2 protein-coding genes are annotated in these 2769 nt (G+C 62.2%); both read right to left on the minus strand.

Annotated elements, in window-relative coordinates:
• Positions 1-2010: penicillin-binding protein 1A (locus CQ13_RS10080; protein ID WP_057842759.1), on the minus strand; the 2010-nt coding region annotated here is incomplete at its 3' end.
• A gap of 204 nt (positions 2011-2214) precedes the next feature.
• Positions 2215-2769 (minus strand): penicillin-binding transpeptidase domain-containing protein (locus CQ13_RS10085; RefSeq protein ID WP_249762049.1); only part of this gene is annotated, 555 nt, incomplete at its 5' end.

Here is a 2769-nt window from a genome sequence, read left to right on the forward strand (position 1 = left end):
TTCCATCATCGAGGTGATCTGGTAGGCCGTCATAGGATCCAGCACCTGCTCGCGGCGATCCACGAGCTGCGGCTCGGCCTGGTTCTTCCAGCCGCCGGGCGCGTCGCAGCCGCGGCACTCGCGCGCGTCATGCTTGAAGATGGTGCGGCCATAACGGTCCTGAATGCGGTCGATCAAGGTCGGCTTTAGGCGACGGCCGCCATTGGCGAGCATCGAATAGGCCGTGACCATCCGCATCACTGTGGTTTCACCGGCGCCGAGCGAATAGGAAAGATAGCTCGGCAATTCATCATAGACGCCGAAGCGTTTGGCATATTCACCGATCAAGGGCATGCCGACATCCTGCGCCAACCGCACTGTCACGGTATTAATCGACCATTTGAGGGCTTCACGGAGGGTAATAGGACCCCGGTAGCTGCCAACCGAAAAATTCTCGGGACGCCAGACGCCGACGCCCGGCCCCTGATCGATCTCGATCGGCCCGTCGACCATGATGGTCGATGGCGTATACCCATTGTCCATCGCCGCCGAATAGACCAGCGGCTTGAACGTCGATCCCGGCTGACGATAGGCCTGCGTTGCGCGATTGAACTGGCTCTGGTCGAACGAGAAGCCACCCACCATCGCGAGCACGCGCCCGGTCCACGGATCCATCGCGACCATGGCGCCGGACACTTCAGGCAATTGCCGCAGGCGATACTGGCCTTCGACCGGGTTACCGTCCTTGATCAGCGGATCGGCATAGATCACGTCGCCTGGCGACAAAATTTGCGAGACCGAGCTCGGCGCCTTGCCGCGCGCCGGCACAGAAACCGCCCTCGCCCATCTGACACCTTCCAGCGTGATGAGGCCGGTTTGCCGGTCCTTGGAGATCGCGCCCCCCAGTTCGCGGCCGGGCTGGAAACCGATCCGCGCCGACTGATCGGACGTCTCCAGCACCACGGCCATCCGCCAGGGCGAGATGTCAGAGAGCGATTTGACGTCGGCGAGTTTCACGCCCCAGTCGCCGGAGATGTCGAGCTTGCTCAAAGGTCCGCGCCAACCCTGGGCCTCGTCGAAGTTCACGAGACCGGCGGCCATCGCCTTGCGCGCCATCACCTGCAGCTTCGGATCGAGCGTGGCACGGACCGACAGGCCGCCTTCATAGAGTTTCTTTTCGCCATAGCGCTCGAAGATGTCGCGCCGGACTTCCTCGGCAAAATATTCGCCGGCAAAAGTATGCGCGGCGTTGGACCGGCCGGCCACGACCAGCGGTTCCTTGGCCTTGTCGGCGTCGGCTTGCTTGATCCAGCCGTTTTCCAAGAGCCGATCGATCACATAGTTGCGCCGCTCGATCGAGCGGTCGCGGTTGCGCACCGGATGCAACGTGCCCGGTGCCTTCGGAAGCGCTGCAAGATACGCCGCTTCCGCCACCGTCAGCTCGTTCACTGATTTGTCGAAATAGACCAGCGATGCCGCTGCGATGCCGTAGGCGCCGAGGCCGAGATAGATTTCGTTGAGATAGAGCTCGAGGATGCGATTTTTCGAATACGCCCGCTCGATGCGCATCGCCAGCAAGGCTTCCTTGATCTTGCGGGTGAAGGAGACCTCGTTGGTCAGAAGAAAGTTCTTCGCGACCTGCTGGGTGATCGTCGACGCACCCTGCGGACGCTTGTTGGAGCCGAAATTCTGCACATACGCCACGGCCGCGCGCGCCATGCCGGTGAAGTCCATGCCGCCATGCTCGTAAAAATTCTTGTCCTCGGCCGCGAGGAAGGCGTTGGTGACGAGTTTAGGCATCGCCTGGATCGGCAAATAGAGACGCCGTTCCTTGGCGTATTCTCCAAGCAGCGCGCCGTCCGACGCATGGATGCGCGTCATCACTGGCGGCTCGTAATCCTGAAGCTGCGAATAGTCGGGCAAGTCCCTGGAGAAATGCCAGATTGCGCCTGCGACGCCGGCCACACCGACCAGGAACACCACGGTGCCGGCAGTAAACAGAAAGCCCACAAACCGCACCAGCAAGCGCATTACCGAAATTCCGTTCCAACCCTTGCGCGGCAACAGCCAGCGTTTGCCCTCGTGCGAAGGCTTTGCGCTATCTTCGGACGCCTATCTCGACCTCGGGCATTTCGCCCTGCCGCGATACCAACCATCGGGACCCGTCCGGGTCCAGACGCCAGTATCACGCAATGTCCAAGGATACATCCTGAGATTGCCGACGATTCGCCCGGATCAATAAAGTCCGCCGGTGCCGGGCCGCATGATGTTGCCCGCATTATCAGGCTGGTAGCCCTGCGGGTATCCCTGCGGCGCCCGGCCGTCCATGTCGGCAACGCCGATAACCGAGTAATTGTCCGGCGGCGCGGTGCCCGGCTTGAACGCTTCGAGGATGGTGCGGCCGCCCTCGCCCGGACCGACGCGCATGCCGCTCTTGGCATCGACGCGAACCAGCTTGATGCCCGCGGGCACCTTGAACGGGACCGCCGGCTTGTCGGCAAGCGCGAGCTTGAGGAAATCCTTGGCGATCGGCGCAGCGAGATGACCGCCGGTCATGCCGCGGCCGAGATTGCGCGGCTTGTCGAAGCCGACATAGATGCCGACCACGAGGTCCGGCGAAAAGCCGATGAACCACGCGTCTTTTTCATCGTTGGTGGTGCCGGTCTTGCCGGCAATGGGCTTGCCGACTTCCTTGACCACCGTCGCGGTGCCGGCCTGCACCACATATTCCATCATCGAGGTGATCTGGTAGGCCGTCATAGGATCCAGCACCTGCTCGCGGCGATCCAC

Origin of the sequence: Bradyrhizobium retamae (assembly GCF_001440415.1) — a bacterium.
GTDB classification, from domain to species: domain Bacteria; phylum Pseudomonadota; class Alphaproteobacteria; order Rhizobiales; family Xanthobacteraceae; genus Bradyrhizobium; species Bradyrhizobium retamae.